12 protein-coding genes and 2 tRNA genes are annotated in these 19,074 nt (G+C 70.3%); 9 read left to right on the plus strand and 5 right to left on the minus strand.

From position 1 onward, the window contains the following. Positions 1 to 219: 219 nt before the first annotated feature. The 3 genes from fxsT (at position 220) to ACFYPJ_RS30540 (ending at position 6,001) form a co-directional block, all read left to right on the plus strand. Complete coding sequence (gene fxsT / locus ACFYPJ_RS30530; protein WP_389024097.1) at positions 220 to 4,239, plus strand: FxSxx-COOH system tetratricopeptide repeat protein; 4,020 nt, start codon at positions 220 to 222, stop codon at positions 4,237 to 4,239. A 333-nt stretch (positions 4,240 to 4,572) separates the two neighbouring features. Beyond that, the gene (locus tag ACFYPJ_RS30535; RefSeq protein WP_389024100.1) at positions 4,573 to 4,935 is read left to right on the plus strand and encodes a hypothetical protein; all 363 of its coding nucleotides are present in this window, start codon (positions 4,573 to 4,575) and stop codon (positions 4,933 to 4,935) included. A gap of 337 nt (positions 4,936 to 5,272) precedes the next feature. Then, positions 5,273 to 6,001, plus strand: coding sequence for an LPXTG cell wall anchor domain-containing protein (locus ACFYPJ_RS30540; protein WP_389024103.1), 729 nt, complete (start codon positions 5,273 to 5,275; stop codon positions 5,999 to 6,001). 485 nt (positions 6,002 to 6,486) lie between these two features. Here ACFYPJ_RS30540 and ACFYPJ_RS30545 read toward each other — a convergent pair whose 3' ends face one another. Then, positions 6,487 to 8,013: an FAD-binding oxidoreductase gene (locus ACFYPJ_RS30545; RefSeq protein WP_389024105.1), complete on the minus strand. Its 1,527-nt coding sequence runs from the start codon at positions 8,011 to 8,013 to the stop codon at positions 6,487 to 6,489. 221 nt (positions 8,014 to 8,234) lie between these two features. Between ACFYPJ_RS30545 and ACFYPJ_RS30550 the strand changes: the two genes are divergently transcribed. The 3 genes from ACFYPJ_RS30550 to ACFYPJ_RS30560 all read left to right on the plus strand — a co-directional run bounded on the left by ACFYPJ_RS30550 (position 8,235) and on the right by ACFYPJ_RS30560 (position 9,473). Further along, positions 8,235 to 8,495 carry a hypothetical protein gene (locus ACFYPJ_RS30550; RefSeq protein ID WP_389024323.1) on the plus strand — a complete coding sequence of 87 codons (261 nt, stop codon included), beginning with the start codon at positions 8,235 to 8,237 and terminating at the stop codon, positions 8,493 to 8,495. 2 nt (positions 8,496 to 8,497) lie between these two features. After that, positions 8,498 to 8,668 carry a pRL2-8 gene (locus tag ACFYPJ_RS30555; protein ID WP_389024108.1) on the plus strand — a complete coding sequence of 57 codons (171 nt, stop codon included), beginning with the start codon at positions 8,498 to 8,500 and terminating at the stop codon, positions 8,666 to 8,668. A gap of 133 nt (positions 8,669 to 8,801) precedes the next feature. Beyond that, on the plus strand, positions 8,802 to 9,473 hold the full coding sequence (locus ACFYPJ_RS30560; RefSeq protein ID WP_389024110.1) for a tyrosine-type recombinase/integrase: 672 nt from the start codon (positions 8,802 to 8,804) through the stop codon (positions 9,471 to 9,473). Positions 9,474 to 9,552: 79 nt separating this feature from the next. On the opposite strand, the gene ACFYPJ_RS30565 is transcribed toward ACFYPJ_RS30560, so the two are convergent. From ACFYPJ_RS30565 to ACFYPJ_RS30575, 3 genes are all read right to left on the minus strand, one after another. Then, a tRNA-Arg gene (locus tag ACFYPJ_RS30565) sits at positions 9,553 to 9,625 on the minus strand. A gap of 237 nt (positions 9,626 to 9,862) precedes the next feature. Next, positions 9,863 to 10,015 carry a hypothetical protein gene (locus ACFYPJ_RS30570; protein WP_389024113.1) on the minus strand — a complete coding sequence of 51 codons (153 nt, stop codon included), beginning with the start codon at positions 10,013 to 10,015 and terminating at the stop codon, positions 9,863 to 9,865. Between the two features lie 356 nt (positions 10,016 to 10,371). Further along, a tRNA-Ser gene (locus tag ACFYPJ_RS30575) sits at positions 10,372 to 10,462 on the minus strand. Positions 10,463 to 10,633: 171 nt separating this feature from the next. Here ACFYPJ_RS30575 and ACFYPJ_RS30580 point away from each other — a divergent pair. The 3 genes from ACFYPJ_RS30580 to ACFYPJ_RS30590 all read left to right on the plus strand — a co-directional run bounded on the left by ACFYPJ_RS30580 (position 10,634) and on the right by ACFYPJ_RS30590 (position 17,927). Next, positions 10,634 to 11,206 (plus strand): SSI family serine proteinase inhibitor, encoded by a 573-nt coding sequence (locus ACFYPJ_RS30580; protein WP_389024117.1) that lies wholly within the window; start codon positions 10,634 to 10,636, stop codon positions 11,204 to 11,206. A 284-nt stretch (positions 11,207 to 11,490) separates the two neighbouring features. Continuing rightward, complete coding sequence (locus ACFYPJ_RS30585) at positions 11,491 to 15,954, plus strand: PAS domain-containing protein (protein ID WP_389024121.1); 4,464 nt, start codon at positions 11,491 to 11,493, stop codon at positions 15,952 to 15,954. A 542-nt stretch (positions 15,955 to 16,496) separates the two neighbouring features. After that, positions 16,497 to 17,927 (plus strand): recombinase family protein, encoded by a 1,431-nt coding sequence (locus tag ACFYPJ_RS30590; RefSeq protein ID WP_389024124.1) that lies wholly within the window; start codon positions 16,497 to 16,499, stop codon positions 17,925 to 17,927. A 934-nt stretch (positions 17,928 to 18,861) separates the two neighbouring features. On the opposite strand, the gene ACFYPJ_RS30595 is transcribed toward ACFYPJ_RS30590, so the two are convergent. Continuing rightward, positions 18,862 to 19,065 carry a hypothetical protein gene (locus tag ACFYPJ_RS30595; protein WP_389024127.1) on the minus strand — a complete coding sequence of 68 codons (204 nt, stop codon included), beginning with the start codon at positions 19,063 to 19,065 and terminating at the stop codon, positions 18,862 to 18,864. Between the last annotated feature and the right edge of the window lie 9 nt (positions 19,066 to 19,074).

Raw genomic sequence — 19,074 nt, forward strand, 5'->3', positions numbered from 1 at the left:
GATCGCTTGCCCCCGACCCACGACCCACGGCTCTCGGCCCCCGACATCAGGCATCAGGCATCAGCCCATACCCCCGAGCGTCCACGCAGCTCATGATCAAACCTTTCGGATCCAGGGGCAGATGCTGCAACTCTCGGCATCGTCGGCAGTGTTGCGCCAAGCTCTACGCGTTGCGGATGCTGTGGAACACGGCCGGAGCGCACCCGGAGGAGAAGCACTGTGGACGAGCGACCTCCCGGCGACGACCACGCGCTGTCCGGGGACCTGCTGCCCCCGGACGACACGGTGGGCGCCGTGTCCGTGAGCCTAGGCCTGCGGCCCGTCGCGGATGACGTGCTGGGAGAGCGCCGTGACCTGGCCCTGGCGCTCCGCAGGTGCTTCGAGGTGCTCGACATCTCCGTACGCAGGTACGCCGTCACGCACCGCTACCACCCGAGCAGCGTCAGCCGCTATCTCAGCGGGGACACGGTCGCGCCGGACAGCTTCATCGCCACGCTGATGGACGACGTCGGCAGGAAACTCGGCCGCCCGATGGCCCAGGAAGCACGGCTTCGCGTGACGGGGCTGCAACGCGCGGCCCTGAAGGCGACCAGCAGCCGTGCCTGGAAGGTGCAGTACCTGGAGGACCAGTTGGTCACCGCCCTCCACGAGAAGGACGTGGCCAGGACCCAGGCCGACGCGGTGGCCACGGCCCTGCAGCAGTCGCAGGAGCACGCGGCGAGACTGGAGGCGGAGCGGGAGGAACTCACCCGCAGGGCGTCGGACGTCCAGCTCATCGGCGTCGAGCTGGACCTGTTGCGCGCGGAGCAACACCGGGAGCGGACCGAGCGGGACGCGCTGCATCAGCGGGTGGCGGACCTGGAAAAGGCGCTCGAAGCGGCGGAACGACGTGTTGCGCGGGCCGAGCAACGCTGCGTCGATCTGGAGCACCAGTTGCTCGCCGCCGATGCCGCGGCAGCCGACGAGGAGCACCGGGACCGGCAGCGGGCCGAGGAGAACAGGGAGCGGGAGCAGGCCGAACTCGACGCGTTGCGCGAAGAGGTGGCGCGGCTGCGGGCAGCCACGCCGGGGACCAGGACTCCAGAAGGCACCACGACGCAGGAGGGAACGGCAACGACGACGGATCCGGCGACGGGGGTGATGGCAGGGACGGACCCGGCCCCGGAGCCGGCGGCCCGGCGCGCGCCGGCCCCCCGCGGGGATCTCGTGGCGACGGCGGCGGCCGGCTCGACCGGCTCTCCCCGCGCGGTCCGCCGGGACTTCATGGCCGCTCCGTCGAGCGTCACGATCGTCTTCTCCGGCGCCAACCGGCCCTGGGCGGCGTGGATCGCACAGTGCCTGGAGCGCCACGGCCACCGGATCACGCTCCAGCACTGGGATCCCGCGCACGACGTCGCCCTGGAGGATTCGCTGGACGACCTGCTCCGGTCCAGCGTGCGCGTGCTGCTCGTCCTCAACGACGTGTTCTTCGACATCGGCCGGCGGCCCGCGGGCGAGTGGGACGCGGTGCTGCGCGGTTTCGTCGCGGCCCACTCCGACCGCTTCGCGGCCGTCAACCTGACCAACCGGGTGCTGCCGCCGGCGACCGCGGTGCTGGAACCGGCCGGCCTGTGGGGGCTGAGCGAGGAGGAGGCCGAGGACCGCCTGCTGAGCAGGCTCGGTCTGGAACGCGCCCGCACCCAGCGGGCCCTGACCCGCTACCCGGAGACGAACTGCGAGGTCTGGGGCGAGGTCCCGCGCCGCAACCCGCGCTTCACCGGCCGCGACGACCTGCTGACCCACATCCACCAGCGGCTGGCCGACGCCGAGCGCGGCGCTGCCGCGTGCACGCTGCTCGGCATGTCCGGCGTCGGCAAGACGCAGCTCGCCGCCGAGTACGCGCACCGTTTCAACACCGTCTACGACCTGGTGTGGTGGGTCGACTCCGACGACCGCACCATCCTGCGCAGCCGCCTCGGCGAACTCGCCGTCAAGCTCGGGCTGCCCGTCGGCGGCGAAACCGGGGAGCGGGTCCGCGCCGTCCGGGACGCCCTGCGCCGCGGCCACCCGTACGCCAACTGGCTGGTGGTCTTCGACGGCTGGGACGACACCGAGGGCGTCGACACGCTGCTCCCGGAGGGATCCGGGCACATCCTCGTCACCTCACGGAACCGGACGTGGGGCGACCACATGGACGTCGTGGAAATCCCCGCGTTCCTGCGCGCGGAGTCCACCGCCTACCTGATGCGGCGGGCCCCGCACCTCACGCCGGTCGAGGCGGACGAGGTCGCCGCCGAGTTCGGCGACGTACCGCTGCCCCTGGTGCAGGCCGCCGCCTGGCTCGGCGAATCCGGCATGGACGCGTCCGGATACCTGCGGATGGTCCGCGAACGCAGGCTCTCCACCGTGGACGAGCCCGGCACCGGCGACGGCTTCCCGCAGTCCTCCATGACCTCCTGGTCGATCCTGCTCAAGCGGCTCCGCCACGACCGGCCCCAGGCCCTGGACGTCCTCGGCATGTGCACGGCGTTCGCGCCCGGACCCATTCCGCTCGGCCTCGTCCAGGCCTGCCCGGGGACCGACCTGTCCGAGGAACTGCGCTGGATGACCGACGACCTGCCCGCCTGGAACCACGCCCTGGACATCCTGGTCAACTACTCGGTGCTCACCCGCAGCCGCCCCGGCGATCCGGCCGGTGCCGAGACGGACCCGCCCGGGGAGACCGTGCACATGCACCGCCTCGTCCACGACATCGTCTCCAGGCTGATCCACGACGGCGCCGACGCCGACGGCCGCCCCGATTACCGCAGGGCCGTCCGCACCGTGCTCGCGGCGGCCGACCCCGGCGATCCGGAGGACAGCAGGTACTGGCCCAGGTACGCCGATCTGCTGCCGCACCTGGAGCCCTCCGGAGCGCTGGGCAGCGGCCGGGACCCGGTCCGGCGGACGGTCCTGAACTGCCTGCGCTACTCCCTCCTCAGCGGGAACCACCGGGCCGGGCTGGCCCTGGCCGGACGGGTCCGCACCCTCTGGTCCGCGGCCCTGGGCCCGCTGGCCGAGCCGATGCTCGACCTCACCGACCAGGAGAGCGCCCTGCTGCGGGCCGACGGCCGGTTCCGCGAGGCGTACGAACTGGCCCAAGGCGTCCTCGAACGGCTGGAGGCCGCCGGGCAGCGCAACCCGCTCGACGAGCTGACCGCCAGGAGCACCGTGGCCGGCGGCCTGTGCCACTTCGGGCGGTACCAGGAGGCGTACGAGTCGCAGCGCGAAGTCCTCCAGGACGCCCTCGGCCTGCTCGGCCCTGAGGACTCCACCACCCTGGCCGCCCAGCACGACCTCGGTGTCAGCCTGCGGCTCCTCGGCCGGTACGAGGAGGCGTGCGAACTCGCCATGGAGACCCTCGCACGGCGGGAACACACCCTCGGCCGCCGCCACATCAGCACGCTGGACTCGGGCAACGCCGTCAACCACGGCCTGCGGCTCCTGGGCCGCTACCAGGCCGCGTTCAACGGCCAGGAGCACGTCGTACGGCTGCACACGCAGATGCTCGGCGAGCAGCATCCGCAGACCCTTGAGGCACGGTTCCAACTGGCCCTGTGCCTCCGCCACGACGACGCCCGCGGCCGGGACGTCGCAGCCACGCTGGCCGAACTCCTGACACAGCTGGAACAGGCGTACGGCCGCGAACACCACCGCACGCTGTCCTGCCTCACCGCCTACGGCAACTTCCTGCGGGAGTCCGGCGAAACGAGCCAGGCGCGTGACCTGGTCGTGGAGGCGGAGTCCGGCTACCGCTCCCTGCTCGGCCCCGCCCACCCCGTCACCACCGGCATGCTCTCCAACACCGGACTTGTCATGCTCGCCATGGGCGAACGCGCCGAGGCACTGGCGCTGTTCGAGTCCGCACTGGCCGGTCTCACCACCTCCCTGGGCGCCGACCACCCCACCACCCTGGGCTGCGCCCTGAACACAGCGAACGCACGCAACGCCAACGACCGCCTGGCGCAGGCCCACCAGTTGAGCGCGGACACCCGCAACCGGGCGGCGAACGCCCTGGGCAGCGAGCACCCGCTCACGCTGCTGTGCCAGGTGGCCTTCGCCGCCGACCTGCGGGCCACGGGCGAGCGGAAGCACGCCGAAGATCTGGAGGAGCATGCCCTGACGGCCCTGACCCGCACCCTGGGCACCCAGCACCCGCACACCCTCGCAGCCCGCCGACGGACTCGTCCCTACTGGGACTACGAGGCGTACGCAGGCTGATCGCCGGCCGGTCGGAGCCCGCCCCTTCCTGGCCCAGCCGCCCCCCTGCCGGCCCGGCCGCCCCCTCCTGGCTCGGCCGGCTCGACCTGCTCGGCGCAAGGTGACGATTCCCCAAGGCAGGACTAAACTGTCTCGAAGCCGTGAAACAGGGACGCCCCGGTCCGTCGAAGTTCCGAGTCGATTCGAGGAACTCCGGCCGTTGTGTCGCCCACGTGTACCGCGTGGGCCGACCTGGCGGCAGCGGTGCTGTGACGTTGCTTTTCAGATCCGAGCGGTGAAACCGACCCGCCCCGCACTTGCTCTTCGCGACGACGGCCGGAGGCGCGCCGTCAGGTGCGCGAGACGATGAAAGGAAAGGCGGGCGTTCCCATGCGAGCGCAACGCACGAGGAATCTCCTCGCGATATCCGCTGCCGGGATTCTGATCGCCGGCGGCACCGCAATCGGCACAGCGGGCACCGCTTCGGCGACCCCAACCCCCACAAACTCTTCGTATTCGCGCCACTACAACGAGTATTACGGCAACTGCTACTTCACCCCCTACTACGGCTATGTCTGCTACGGCCCCGGCTACGGCGGTTATGGCGGCTACGGAGGTTATGGCGGCGGCTACGGCCATGGTGGCTACGGCCACGGCGGCTATGGAGGCGGCTACGGCCACGGCGGTCACGGAGGCCACGGCGGTCACGGCCGCTGACCGGACACGGCCGACGCCCCACAACCCGATCCGAAAGGCCCCGGCAATGACCGGGGCCTCTTCCCTGCGCACTCGACAGGATTGGGCCTTGCGGCGAACCAGGCTGCGGGCAGTCAGGTACCGGCGCTTACGCATCGTTGGAACCTCAGCTTGGGGAGCGGGGAACGCCGTCGTCTTCATACCTGGCAGGACGCCCGTGGGCCCGGAGCGGGCTTCCACCTCGGTGGTAGGTCCGTTCGTTGTCTGTTCGTGCTTGACCCGTCGTCAAGTCGCGCTGAATGCTGAGCCGCCCCCTCCACGTCTTCCCGTTCGTACCACGATGATGGGCCTGCCTCTCATGCGTACTCTCATCCGCGCCGGCGCGCTGACCGCCGGCGCTTCGGCGGTGCTGCTCCTCGCACCGACCGCGCACGCCACCGCTCCCGGTGACAACGGCACTGTGAAGATCCACGACGCCAGGACGGGCGAGGAACTGCGCCGCAACGAGCCTCACGTCTGCACGTTCTACCTCGACGCCTTCGGCTTCGACGCGGTCCAGCAGGTTGACTGGCACATCGAAGCCTGGGCCCCGACCGCCGCCACCAAGGGCGAGACCGTGAAGTCCGGGGCCATCACCCTGAATACCGAGGGCCACGGCCGTACGGCAGACCTGTCCCTGCCCGACGGGCACTACAAGCTGTTCTGGAACTGGGACGGCGAGAAGGGCGCCGCCAAGCACAAGGTGTTCTGGACCGACTGCAAGGGCTCCGAGGGCGGTGGTGGCGGTACGACGCCGTCCGCCTCCGTGTCGCCCTCGTCGTCTGCGTCGCCCTCGTCTTCGAGCCCGGCGGGTGCGACGGCCTCGCCTTCGAGCCCCGCGAGTGCGACGGCCTCGCCGAGTACGTCGTCCGGCGAGGGAGGTGCCGCCCCGTCGGCCACCGCATCCCCGTCCGCGCAGGGCGGCAGCGGCGAAATGGCCGAGACCGGTAGCAGCGCCCCGGTGGGCCTGCTGTCGGGCGTCGCGGCGGCGCTGGTCGCCGCGGGCGGTTACCTGGTTGTGCGGCGTCGTAGGGCCTCCCGGATCTGACGTCTGCGGGGCATGACAGGTGCCCCCGTACTCGTCCGAGTGACGAGTACGGGGGCACTCGCACATGAGGAGGGCGGCGCCGGCCGGTACGGATCTCGCGCTTCGTTCCCATGCTCAGCTTCCCGCTCCGGGCCACGCTGCGGGGCAACTCGTCCTCACACCGCCCGGCGCCTCCGCGCGACCGCGTGTGGCTGAAAGGCTGCTCCTCCCGCGGTGAAAGGGGCAGATAAGGGCAGCATCCCATCCCTGCTACCAGCACCATCACAACCGGAGCCGTGGAACCCGGCGCCCACCCGGCACGACAGCCGGACCATCAGCCCTGCCCGCAAGCAGAAATCCTCACTCTGAACGAGCAAAGGGATCGTCAGCAAGCTGACGATCCCTCATGCAAGATCGAGGCTAACGACACCCCTTCGACTGCGTCGGGCCCTTCTGCGTGAAAGGCCGAGCCTGACCGGGGCGGGGCCCCGACGGCGAACTGTCGATCAGCGTGACGCGGGCGGGATGCTCTGCTCGTACTGGAAGACGTTGCAGGGGTCGTACTTCGCCTTGATCTCGCGCAGCCGCTCGAAGTGGCGTCTCCCCCAGTAGGCGGTCTCCCACTCCTGCATGCCGACGTTCGGCACGTTGACGTAGGCGCCGTCCACGAAGCTGCGCATCGCCTGGCTGAATTCGGCGGTCCAGGCCTGGCACGTCGAGGTGAGCGGGTCGCAGACGCCTGGTGTCGTTGAAGGAGTTCCCCAGGCTGCGCCGATCTCGCCGTAGAAGATCGCGTCGCGGTGCACGAACGCGGTGCCGCCGCGGGGCTCCTTCTTGATCGCCCCGCCGAAGGCATCGACGAAGTAGTTGCTGTCGTCCGTGGGAGCGTTTCGCATGTAGTAGCCGATGACGTCGATCGCCTTCTTCGGGAACAGCTTCTTGGCGAACTGTGAGAAGAACTTGACGTTGGCGGGCTCCTGCGAGCGCGGGACCTGGGCTCCGGCAAAGATGGGGCCCCAGTTACCGACCTGCACCTTCACATCGGGCGTGCCGATCGACAGGATCGGGGCCAGCAACTTTCTGGCCTCTTCCGCCGTGCCCTCCGCGAGCCACGCGAACAGCAGGATCTGGGACTTGTGGATCTCGACTTCGGATCCGAGGCGGTTGTCGGCGAACGGTACCGTACGCTGCCATGCATCGAAGATCCCATGCAGGTCCGTAAGGCCGTCCCAGGTCGCCTGCACATAGGCGATGCGCTTGAGCGGGTGCACCTTGTAGGTGAGTTGCGTGACGATTCCGAAGTTGCCGTTTCCTGCCCCACGGAGCGCCCAGAGCAGGTCTGAGTGGTCCTTCAGGTCGGCATGGATCACCTCGGCGCAGTCGCGACCCGACGGGACGACGACCTCGGTCCCGATCAGGCTGTCACAGGCCATGCCGAGCCAGCGGTTGAGGGGGCCAAGGCCGCCGCCGACCGTCGCACCGACCAAGCCGACGCTGCCCTCGCTTCCGGTCGTGACCGCGAGGTCCTGCTTGGCGAGCGTCGTCACCGCTTCCAACTGGGTCAGGCCGGCGCCGACCGTCGCGATACGAGCGTCGGTGTCGATGTGGACCGACTTGAGCTGGCTGACGTCGATCACGATGCCGTTGTCGATGTTCGACCAGCCCTCCAGGGCGTGGCGGCCGCTGCGTACCCGCAGTGCGACGTTGTGCTGCCGCGCCCAGGTGAGGGCGTTCACCACGTCCTGGGTCTCCTGGGCGAAGACGATGACCAGCGGGTAGTGAGAGAACAACTGGTCGTAGTCGATGCGATCATCCGTGTACGAGGCGTCACCGGGGCGGACGACGCGACCGGTCAGCTTCGCCGACGGACATCTCGACGACCCTTTAGTCGGGTCGCCCGCGGCCAGAAGGCCCGAGGTGCTCGCGGCCGCAACGTCCGGCGCGCCTGCGGCCATAAGGCCCGGGACGACGACCGCCCCGGCGCCGGCGGCCGCTGACGCCCTGAGCAGATAGCGGCGGGAAAAATCGCTCAAGGTCCAGATCCTCTCGATCGGGCTACGCCGCTACGCGGCTGAGCGAGCCCTTACCCGCCAGCCGCCGGGCAGTCCTTTGTGGTCGACCCCCGCACGGTAACGGGGCGACCATGCGGTGTTTCCCGACACGCCAATTGAGGACGATGACGACAGCCTGAAGGCGTAACTCAGCGGGATCCCGTCATAACCGAGGTCACGGCGGGCGCGGACGCGGCACTGAGCTGGAAGCCGTCCAGAACCGCGAGATGTGGCCGCTGGACGGCCGCGAACGCCGCGCCGTGCTCGGTGCACTGGCCTCCGGGTCGTACCGGATCACCCGGGGCGACAGCCCGGCCCGCGCCGAGCGCAAGATCGAGACTGCCTGGCAGTCCGCTGAGACCCGGCTGATCGCGGAGATCGTCGCGCTGCAGGCCGAGCGGCAGCGGATCGTGCACGAGGCCGCCACCGCCAACGCGTCGAAGAAGTCGTCGGGGTGGTGGTGAGCATGACCGCGCAGGACACGCCTCCTGGTCAGTACCCGCAGTGCTGGCAGCACGCCCACGACCGGAATGCACACCGCCACCTCGGTCCCCGCGAGGACTGTCCGCAGTGCGTCGACCACATGATCAACGGCCACCCGCACATCGTGCCCAAGCCGAAGTCGCGCTGGTGGTGAGGACGGACCGCCGCTGATCCTGCGCAACCCCCGCCCGTGCCGGTGCCGGGCGGGGCCTTCCCCTCTCAACTTCCCGCCCCCGTGGGGGCTGTCAGGAGTCGTTCCGTCATGAGAGACACCGAAGCTGACGGAGTTGCAGGAGAAGACCCGCCACGGCATTCCCGCCGCCGAGTCGACCATGGCGTTCGGCGACTACCTGACCTACTGGCTCGCCACCATCGCTCCGCAGCGGCTCAAGCCGTCCACGCTGAACAGCTACGAGGGTCTGACCCGCCAGTACATCCGCCCCGCCCTCGGCAAGAAGCGGCTGAACCGGTTGTCGCCGGCGGACGTGCGCCGGTTCCTGGCGGAGTTCAGGGACTCCTGCCTCTGCTGCCTGCGCGGTGCGGACCAAGAGCGCCCAGAGGGCAAGCGCGCCTGCTGCGCCGTGGGCCGCTGCTGCAAGCGTCGCCCGTCCGCCCGCACCGTCCAGTACATCCACGCCGTCCTCCGGTCCTCGCTTCAGCAGGCGATCCGGGAGGAGCTGATCGCGCGGAACGTCGCACGGATCGTGGAAACCCCCACCGTCGCCCGCAAGGAGGTGCGTCCGCTGGACGCCGCCGAGGCCCGCCTCATGCTCAAGACCGCCCGCTCTCACCGCCTCTACGCCCTGTGGCTGCTGCTCGTGTCCACGGGCCTGCAGCGGGGCGAAGCGCTCGCCAGTACGACGCTCAGGGCCGCCGCCGATCGGATGGATGACGCCCTCGGACTGGACGAGTCGGAGGAGGAATCCAGCGGCGAGCAGGGGCCGGACACCGAGGAGTGATCGGCACTTTGAGCCGCGTTGATGTCAGCGGTTCATGTCAAAAGCCCCCCAGAATGATCCCGGGGGGCTTTGACCTGTGTGCACTCGGCAGGATTCGAACCTGCAACCTTCTGATCCGTAGTCAGATGCTCTATCCGTTAAGCTACGAGTGCTTGTGTTGTTTTGTTTTGCTTTTCTCGCCGCTTCGCTGCCCTCTGGGTTGCTCCTCGGCGACAGGAAGAACATTACATGACTGCCGCTGCCATGTGAAATCCGTTCCACTCACCCCTTGTGACCTGGGAAAACAGCCAGATGGCAGGCTCGGACAGGGCCAAGACGGTCGGGCTGGCCTGCCCCCCGGCGGGGCCGCCGGGGGAGGGGCCGGTGGTGATGTCGGCCCCGTGTACGGCTCAAGAGGGGAACAGGTCGTTCAACTGGACGCCGTCGAGCGATCTGGCCAACTCCTCGTACGTGCCCGAGTCCAGCGGTTCCCGCGTTGTCGTGCCCTTCTTGGCCGTCTCGTCCGGGTCCCTGCCGTAGCCGCCCTCGGCGTACGCGATCACCGGCACGTCCCACGGCGGCGACGATCAACGCGGCGCTGCCCGTGTCATGTCCCAGGCGTCGGGCAGCGCGAGGACGGACTCCGGGCCGAGCGCGCGCGGCCGCTGGGGACCCGAGGCCGCTGGGCCGCAGCCGCTGGGCCGTCCCGTTTCGCGGGGCGCTGCGCAATGCCCGCTCGGCCGTCGCCGAGGAAGAAGGGACCAGCAAAGAGACCGGCAAAAGGAACGAGTAAGCGCGAGTAAAGGGAAGGAGCGCCTACGAAGGACCAGGAAAGAGGGGCGGGAAAGCGGCTTGGAAACGTTTTGAACGCGACTCAGGGAGTTCAGCCGACATCGGCTGAACTCCCTGAGTGAGAGAGCGGAGGCGGAGGGATTTGAACCCTCGATGGGCTTTAAGGCCCAAACCGCATTAGCAGTGCGGCGCCATAGACCGGACTAGGCGACGCCTCCAGCGCTACCCCCCACGCGAGCGCGCGAGTGGTGCGTGCAGATGATGACACAGTCGAGCGTGCTGTCACCAATCGGCTCCCACGGTACTAGGCACTCAGGCCGCAGAGCAAAGCCCTCGCCCGTCGCGGCCCGGCCCCGCAACGTCCGGCGGTCTGCCGCGTTGATCAGGTCATGTTGCTGGTCATCTCGCGCACCGTCGGCTCCGTCGCCGGCCTCGCCGCCGCCTCCGTCACGGCGCTCACCACGCTCACCGCACTGTCCGCCGCGCCTGCTGTCGCCGCCGCGCCCCACACCACCGCGCCCGCCGTCGCCGCCGTCCCCGCGTCGGCCGCCACGCCCGCCTCTGTCGCTGCGCCGCCGCCCGTCCGGCACGAGGACCGGGCCGGCGGGTTCGGGTCCAGGTCCGGGCTCGGGTCCGGCGACCGGTTGACCGTCACCGTCGAGCACGCGGGCCAGGGGCACGACGGGACGTACGAACTGGCCTGTCACCCCGCCGCCGGCAGCCTCCCGGACCCGCAGGGCGCCTGCGCCGCCGTCGACAAGAACACCCACTGGGGCAGCGAGCCGTTCGCGCCCGTGCCGGAGGGCAGCGTCTGCACCATGCTGTACGGCGGACCGGCGACCGCCCGTGTCACCGGCACCTGGGCCGGACGCCCGGTGGACGCCACGTACAACCGCAGCAACGGCTGCGAGACCGCGCGGTGGAACCGGATGGTGCCGCTCCTGCCGGGCCTGGGCTCCTGAGCTTCCGCACCGATCGGGTGACCGGGCGGTAGCGGGTGAGGTGACCGGGGGTGCACAGACGATTCGTGGCGGAATCCCCCGGTCCCGTAAACGTCCAGCAAAGGTCTCGCGAAGCGGAGGCATGCGGTCACACGTTCCCCGTCACTTCGTCGTGCGACCTCCCTCTCATCCGGCATCGCTGGCGCAATCGGTGCCTTTAGACTCCCTCGCGTGACACGCTGCGGGCCGGTTGGCAAGATGGCACGAGCGGTCGGCAAGGTGCGGTAACAGGGAGGAAGCGTCTCGTGAGCAGCAGGCCATCCCGAGGCGCTGCTCGCCTCGCAGCCATACTCGACGCGCTGCCCGACGCGTTGGTGCTGGTCAACGCCAATGGCACCGTCGTCAACGCAAACACGATCGCCCTGGAGGCGTTCGAGGCCCCGGGCACCGCCCTGGTGGGGCGCGGGCTGCTCGATCTGCTCCCCCAGTTCGACTCCCGGCTGATCCCGGGCTCCATGCGGCGCCCCGGCCACGTCGACACCCGCGGGCGCACCAAGCCCACGCGGATGGTCGCCCGGCGCACCGACGGCAGCGAGTTCCCCGTCGAGGTCACCAGCGCCAACCTGGAGAACGGCCAGCAGGCGTACGACGGTTACGGCTACACGCACGACGAGCTGCTGATGCTCGTCGTACGCGACCTGTCCGGGACCGTGGACACCGAGGCCGAGCTGGCGCGCTCGCAGCGGCAGACCGAGATGATCCTGCGGGCCGCCGCGGAAGGCGTGGTGGGCACCGACACCGACGGGCGGATCGTCCTCGTCAACCCGGCCGCCGCCCAGATCCTCGGCTACCGCGCCGGTGAACTCGGCGGCAAGGAGCTGCACACCCTCGTCCTGCACTCCCGGCCCGACGGCGCCCCGTTCCCGTACGAGGAGTCGCCGCTCGCCGACACCCTGCGGTCCGGGCGCAAGCACCGGGTGCGCGGGCAGGTGCTGTGGTCCAAGGGCGACAAGAAGGTGCCGGTCGACCTGACGACCGCGCCGGTGCGCGACGGCGACCAGCTCGTCGGCGCCGTGATGACCTTCACCGACCGGCGGCCCTACGACGCCCTGGCCGACGAGAAGGTCGCCTCGGACAAGCAGCACGCGCAGCAGCTCGAACGGCTCTCCGAGGAGCACGCCTCCGATCTCACCGCGCTGCGCCAGCGGCACGTGGCCGAACTGGAGGAGCTGCGCGAGCGGCACACGGAGGAGCTGGCGTCCGGCGAGGAGCGGTACGCCGCCCTCGGCGAACGGGAGAAGGACCGTTACGAGGCCCTGTCCGGCCGGCACGAACAGCTGCTCACCCTGCTCTCCGGCTCCCTGCGCGGCCCCCTCGACGAGTTGCGCCGCGACCTGGCGGCCCTCGCCGCCGACGACGCCGGCCAGCTGTGGCCGGAGGCCAACCAGGTGCTCCACCACCTGTCCGCGGGCTACTCGCGCATCACCCAGCTGATCGACAACGTCCTCGGCTACCAACGGCTCGACGCGGGCACGGACAACATCGTCCGGACGAAGGTGATGCTCGACTCGGTCGTCGCCGCCGGTGTCGACGGGGCCGTCGAACTGATCGGGCCCGGCCGGGTGCAGTTCGCCGTGCACGCGCCGCCCATCGAGGCCGAGGTCGACCCGCAGCGGCTCGCGGCCGCGCTCGCCCACCTCGTCGCGGACGTCGCCGGGGTCGACGCGACGGGCAACGTGCCCGTGTCGGCCGGGGGTTACCTGGACAACACCGTGGTGGTGGCCGCCGCGCAGCGCGGCGAGGTGGTACGGATCGAGGTGCGCGGCCCGTACTCCGGAGGCGATCCGGTGCACGAGCCGATCGTGCGCGGGATCGTCCGGGCCCACGGCGGCGTGCTGCAGACGCACGAGGTGCCGGGCATGAGCGGCAACGCGTACGTGCTCGAAGTGCCGCTCGGCGGCGGGGCGGGCGCCGTCCAGGCTCCGGCCCTGCCGGCGGTCGCCGCCGACGGCCCGGCACCGGCCGAGCAGACCTCGGGCGGCGGACGGCGGCGGGCCCGGCGGTCCTCCGTGGACGCCTTTCTGGACAGCGAGGTCCCCGGCGAGTCCGGCGGCGATGCGGACGCGCCCGCCCCGACCGGGCGGCGCAGACGGCGGGCGGCCGGGGACACCAAGTCGGTTCCCGCGGGCCCGGCGGACGGCGCGGACGTCGCCTCCTCCGGCTCCTCCGGCACGGGCCGGCGGCGTGCACGCCCCGCCGACGGCGCCGGGGACGGGAACGGAGACGGGGACGAGGGGGTGTCCGAGGGCGCCGTCATGACGGCGGCCGAGCATGCGGCGGGGACTGCTGCGGTGGGCAGTGGCCTCGGCGGGACCGTGCCGCCGCAGGGCGTGCCCGCGCCCCCCGGACTGCCCGCCCGGAACGAGACCGGCGAACCGCCCGCCGCGCTGCCGCCCGCGCTGCCTGCCGCGGGCACCCGGAACGCGCCGGAGGCCGGGACCGGGCCGGCCGCACTGGCGGCCGCGGGCTCCGCATCGGCCGAGGACGGGCAGCCGACCGGGCGGCGGCGGCGTGCGCTGGCCGCGGCGGCGGAGCGCGCCGCGGCGCAGGAGGCGGGCGCGCGTCCGGTGTTCGCGCTGCCGCCCGCCGACGCGGACCGTTCACCCGAGCCCCGCACCGGGAACGGCCCTGGGCACGGCCCCGGTACCGGGAACGGCCCTGGGAACTTCCATGGGAACGGGCCAGGTCCAGAGAATGTGGAAAGGGCCGGGGACGGAACCGGGCAGGGGGTGGCCGAGGGCCGGGGAGCGTCAGCGGGCCAGGTGCCCGGCGCCGGTCCTGTGCCCGGGCAGCTGCCGGTACCGGCTCAGGGACAGTTGCCGATGCCGGCGCAGGGACAGTCGGCGGTGTCGGTTCAAGGGCAACTGCCGGTGTCGGCTCAAGGGCAACTGCCGGTGCCTGCTCAAGGACAGTTGCCGGCCGCCGGTCAGGCGCCGGTGCCCGGTGCGGGCGTAGCCGGTGACCACGGCCGGCACGACGCCGTACCGCACGACCAGGACGAGGACCACACCCCGCCCCAGCCGCACCCCACCTCCGCGCCGACCGGCCGCCGGCGGCGGGCCGTGGCCCAGCCGGGGGAGGTTCCGGCGGCGCCGGGCACGCCCGCGCAGGGCATGCCGGTCCAGCCGGCCGGGACGGCGCAGGCGGCTCAGCCGCTCGCCCCCGTGCCGTCGGGTGCCGCGGTTCCGCCGCCCGCGACGGCCCTGCCCGGCGCCGCGCCCCGGCCCGAGCCCGGTCCGAACGCCGTGCCCGGGCAGCAGGGCCTGCCGGGTGGCCAGGGACAGCCGGGCCACCAGGGACACCAGGGGCAACAGGGACAACCGGGTCGGCAGGGACAGCCAGGGCTGCTGCCGGCCGCCCAGCCGCTGCCCGCGGAGGCGGCCCCCGCAGCGCTCCCGGCCGTGGCCGACTCCGCGGGCACCCCGGCGACGGACACTCCACCGTCCGGTACCCCCGCGTCCGGTACTCCCGCGTCCGGTGCGCCGTCGTCCGCCACCCCGGCGTCCGGCACACCGCTGCCTCCGGAACACGCCGACGCCCAGCCGCGCGCGGCCCAGCCGCTGCCCGCCGAGGCCACCGGCGCTCCGGTGGACCCGAACTCGACGCAGGGCCGGGCGATCAGTGTGCGCACGCTGGGGCAGGGCGTGCCGTTCAGCAGGCAGGCGGCCCAGGTGCAGCAGCCGGCGGCCACACCTCCCCCGCACGGCCCGAACGCCTCCGGCCGCCGCCGCAAACTGGGCACCCGGCCGGATCCGGCCGCGGACCCTGAGCAGCGCACCGAGCAGGGGAGCCGTGCGCACCCGCCGGCCGAGCAGCCGTCGCCCGCCGGGCCGTCCCGGCTCGCCCCCGGCACCGAGGGCGCGGGACGCTCGTACGCCATCGGCGCCCCGGACGAGAACGCCGCCGAGGGCCCCGAACCGCTCGACGGTCCCGGCGGTGCGATCGAGGTCGCGGACCCGCCGCGGCCGCAGCCGATGGACGACGAACTGCCGCCCGAACCGCTGGACAACCCGCGTCGGCTGCTGGTGTGGCCCGCGCCGGACGTCACGACCCAGCAGGCGCTGAGCGACCGCGGCTACCGTCCGGTGATCGTGCACTCCCGTGAGGAGGTCGACGCGCAGATCGCCGCCTTCCCGGCCGCGCTGTTCGTGGACCCGCTGACCGGGCCGATCACCCGGACCGCGCTCCAGTCGCTGCGCCAGGCCGCGGTGGCGGCGGAGGTGCCGGTCCTGGTCACGGCCGGGCTCGGGCAGGCGACCCGCGAGGCCGCGTACGGCGCCGACCCCGCCGTTCTGCTGAAGGCCCTCGCGCCCCGGGACAGCGAACAGCATCCGCCGCGGGTACTGCTCATCGAGGAGCACGTGGAGATCGCGCTGGCGCTGACCTCGACGCTGGAGCGGCGCGGGATGCAGGTGGCCAGGGCCGCGAGCGACGCCGACGCGGTGACCCTGGCCGGGCAGCTACGGCCGAACCTGGTCGTGATGGATCTGCTCCAGGTGCACCGTCGCCAGGCCGGGATCATCGACTGGCTGCGCGCGAACGGCCGGCTCAACCGCACCCCGCTCGTCGTCTACACCGCCGCCGTCGACCAGGCCGACCTGCCGCGGCTGGCCTCCGGCGAAACGGTGCTGTTCCTCGCGGAACGCTCCACCAGCGCCGAGGTGCAGGCCCGCATCGTCGATCTGCTGGCCCGCATCGGCACCAACTAGCCGCTCCATGCTCCACGGGAGGCGGCGGCTGCGGTGGTGGCCACGGCCACGGGTGGTGGCGGCAGCGGGCCATGGCCACGGGTAGCGGTTGCTGGCCGCGGTGGTAGGGGTGGATAACCACGGCGGTAGCGGTGGATGACCGCGACAGCAGTGGTGAGTGGCCACGGCAGCAGTAGTGGGAGGCCACGGCCGCAGGGGTCGATGGCAGCGGTGGATGGCGGCCTCGGCAACGGTGGTGAGGCGGTAGGCAGGTTCCCCCGTTCGTCGTCCGCTGCCGCCGCGTCGGCGTCGGCAGCGGTGTGGCCGGATGCGGGGTGTTCCTCGCCTCGCGCTGTTCCTCGCCCCTCTCCGGGGCGCTGCCCGGACCGGTCAGAGGCGGGTGACTTCCAACTGGCCGTCCGCGTAGCGCCTGCGCAGCACCTTCTTCAAGAACCTTCACCGAACACACTGGTTCTGCGGTAGCCTCATGATCCGCAATCAGTGCAGGTCAGGCACGGAGCCTGCCACATGTACGGCGCCCTGCGGGGCGGGGAGGGGTAACCGTGGTTGTGCGGCTCGGGGGGTACGCCCGGATCAGCCTCGACAAGGACGGCGAAGAACTAGGCGTAGAGCGCCAGCGGCGCGACTACCGGCAGGTTGCCGGAGTCCGTCCCGGTTGGGAGGTTGCTCGCGACTACATCGACAACGACGTAAGCGCCTTCAAGCGCAACGTAGTTCGTCCCGAGTTCGAGCGGCTTCTAGTGGATCTTCAGTCGGGCGTCATAGACGGTGTGATCGCTTACGACCTTGACCGATTGGCTCGACAGCCGAGAGACCTTGAACGCCTTATCGACGTTTTCGAAGAGCGGCCGGAATTGGTTTTCTGCACGATCACCAATGACATTGACCTCTCCACTTCGGACGGGCGCACCATGGCGCGCGTGATGGTGGCCTTCGCAAACAAGGCCAGTGCCGACACCGGTAGGCGAGTCGCCCGTAAACATCGAGAGCTTGCGGATGCGGGTAAGAACGGTGGCGGATTCCCTCCGTTCGGCTGGAAGGCCGACCGGATCACTGTCGACCCCGAACAGGCCGAACTGATCACCAAAGCCCATGAGGCACTTCTAGCGGGAACGCGACTTTCCACGATCACGGCCGAGTGGCAAGAAAAGGGAATTCAGTCTTCCCGCAACACTGGGAAGCCGATTACCCGAGTTGCCCTCAAGGGGATTCTCAGGAATCCTCGCCTCGCCGGTTTCCGTGCCGTAAAGGGAGAGAAGCACATCGGAGCGGACGGTAAGCCCGTCATGGGGTTGTGGGAGCCTATCTGCACCCCGGAGCGGCTTGACGCCGTAGTGGCAGTCCTCGAAGGCGTTAAGTCGCAGTACCGAAACAACAACCTAAGCAACAACCACAAGTACCTGCTTAGCGGAATTCTCCGCTGCTCCGAGTGCAGCACGCGTATGGTGGCGAACATGCGATCTTCATGGAAAGAAGGCAGTAAGGGGAGTCGCTTCACCTATCGTTGCCCCGCCGCGAAAGACGGCGGCTGTGGCAAGGTTTCTCGGGCGGGTGAGCCCCTAGACCTGCACATCATCAACCTGATTCACGATGCCGAGGCAAGGCTGAAGGCGCCCGCGCCTGAGTCTGCCGAGTGGGCCGGGGCGGCCCGCCGGGCTGAGGTTGAGCAGGAAATCGGCGCGCTGGTTGCCGCGATGAACGCCAAGAAGATTTCCGCCGCTACCGTTATCGCCATGCTTGAACCACTGGAGAAAGAACGCGACGATTTGGCCTATGAGCACAGCCGCCACGCTGTCGAGCAGATGAAGGTATCGGCGGCATCAGTCGACCTGTCCGAAGAGTTCGAACGCCTTCCCATCGAGCGGCAGCGCGCCGTGGTCCTGAAGCACATAAAGGCCATCATGGTGCAGCCTGCGGGCCGAGGCGCCCGCAAGTTCAATCCGGATCTACTGGACGTTGTGTGGGCGGCCTAGTACGCCCCTGAAACACAAAAGGCCCTTGTCGAATGACAGGGGCCTTTTGTGTTCTACTGCTTCGAGCTTGGCCTTCGGCCGTAAGTCCGGTACAGCTCTCTCGTCCAATTTTCATCCCTCACGGGGACGGAGGCTAGCTGACGCGCAATCCAGGTACTCATTTCGTCGGTGCGCTTATCGGCGGGTACATAGCGACTCAACCTCGTCTGACTCCGTTCGTCGGTGTTTAACGATACATACTTTGTGCCGGGCTGCGGCCAGCTAGGCCGACTGCAAGGGAATCCCGCGTGTCCATTTGGGCACGGGGGACTCTTTCTGTTTGCGCGCGATGGCATGGGGAAGCCCCGCCCATCTGCCACGGGGGAACGGCAGACGGACGGGGCCGATAAGAGGGGTCCCGCTTCAGTGCTGGCGTGGCCGGACCGGATTATGGGTGGCCGTGTTGCGCCACCACCACAAGGCCGCACCGTGAGGCTGAAGAATGTCCTGCACCGCGTGTACCCCTTTGAAGGGCGTGGGGGAAGGACTCTGCTTGGGCCTGTACGTCGTCGTCCAGCTGAATCACGGCCGTGCAGCGATAGGTCACCGCAGTCCTTTCGTAGCGGCTTGAGTAAGCAACCAGCCGCAGAACGCGTACACGGTGGTCGCCCAGGCGATCCAGCCGTACCGGCAGGGGTGCCGACGCTTTCGGTTCACCATCTCCTACCTTCGATCATTCCCCCCGCGCATTCAGGACACCGGACCGTTAACTGATATCTGCATGTTGTGCAGCCCCTGAAGCCGCAGCAGTCCGGGCACCAAATTTCCCGGTGACCGAAGCATGTTCCGCAGACATCTGCGATTCGCTGCCACATCTCGCCAAAGGTGAGGGGGCCGGGGTCGACCGGTCGTCTTCCTGCCCGAGGCTTGTTCCTTGGCCCTTCAGGAGCCACGGTCACGGCCTGGCCCCGTGGGAGCACTGCCGCATGTTCCGGGCTGCCTCAAATCGCGCGTTCGCGTCGCCGCTCTTCACGGCCTCGTCGAGCTTCTTCTTCTCGTCCGCGCACTGCGCGCAACCGGGCTTGGGTCGAGCTTCGTACAGCCAACTGTCTAGGGGAAAGTCGACCGCTTCGCCGGGGTATTTCTGCGGCGTGGTCATACGGCCACT

Source organism: Streptomyces sp. NPDC006012, assembly GCF_042871185.1.
Classification (GTDB): domain Bacteria; phylum Actinomycetota; class Actinomycetes; order Streptomycetales; family Streptomycetaceae; genus Streptomyces.